Consider the following 1,111-nt stretch of genomic DNA (forward strand, 5'->3'; position numbering starts at 1 on the left):
AAAGACCGCAGTGCGGCCGATCTCCAGAACCCGCTGGCGGCAACCGGCTTGAAAAACTATTTTTCGCAAACTCTCCTGAGGCGGTTGCTTGAAGTTTTTCGCAAATTTTTGGCCGTCAGCACGGCGGATCGGCACATTTCACCGGCTTTCGACCGGACCAAGGGGGCCATTCTTCGAATCAATCGAAGTGGTAGGCAGCCGTATCGAGCAAGGTCATACGCATAATATCTGCACCAACTACCACCACGGAGTGCCTCGCGCGCCGCTTACAGATAAATATTAATTTTCGTCTATAATGCCCGATGCGTTCGACCTTGGTTCACTTTCAAGCAATGTACTGACCTGAACGCAGGGGTGGCTTTAACTATCGCGCTTGGCGGCTCCGCTCGAACGCTAACATCGCCACTTTCCTCTTGGCCGCGATATCGCGAACGGTCGCTTCTTGGACCTGCACCGTTTCTGTTCCGGTGTGTTGCTCATCTTAGGCGGCGATCTTTTCGAAGGCCACGGGTGATTTTCCGTCCAAGGCTGAATGGCGCCTGCGCGGGTTATGAGAGAGCGTTGCTGTATTCGAACACCGCGACCTCGACATCCCGGCGTGTTTGCCATGTGTTTCGCCAGATCAACTCGGCTTTAAGAGATTTGAAGAAGCTCTCGACCGCCGAATTGTCGTAACAATTTCCTTTGCCGCTCATCGAAGGCAAGAGTTTGTGACGACGAAGGCGCTTCTGGTACTCGTGGGCACAGTATTGCGCGCCGCGATCGGTGTGGTGAATGCAGCCAGGCGGTGGTCGGCGTAGCGCGATTGCCATGTCCAAGGCACGTAGCGCCAAGTCCTGCTTCATGCGGTTACTGATCGCCCAACCGATCACACGCCGCGAATATAGATCAATAATAACAGACAAATAGGACCAACCCTCGCGGGTCCAGATATAAGTGATGTCCCCGGCCCACTTCTGGTTTGGCGCCGTCGCCGTGAAGTCCTGGTTCAGACGGTTCGGGGCGATGTTGAAGCTGTGGTCGCTGTCGGTCGTGCGCTTGAATTTACGGCTGCGCAGAACCTGAATGCCGTTGTCACGCATGATCCGGGCGACGCGGCGCGGGCCAACTT

General features: G+C 55.4%; 1 protein-coding gene and 1 pseudogene. One reads left to right on the plus strand and one right to left on the minus strand.

What is annotated here, in order from left to right:
- On the plus strand, positions 1 to 225 hold a 225-nt coding region (locus BFP70_RS21225; RefSeq protein ID WP_218059654.1), incomplete at its 5' end, for a hypothetical protein.
- Positions 226 to 481: 256 nt separating this feature from the next.
- Here BFP70_RS21225 and BFP70_RS08600 read toward each other — a convergent pair.
- A pseudogene (locus tag BFP70_RS08600) lies at positions 482 to 1,111 on the minus strand (IS3 family transposase); the annotation flags it as partial.

The organism is Thioclava sp. SK-1, assembly GCF_001705665.1.
Classification (GTDB): Bacteria; Pseudomonadota; Alphaproteobacteria; order Rhodobacterales; family Rhodobacteraceae; genus Thioclava.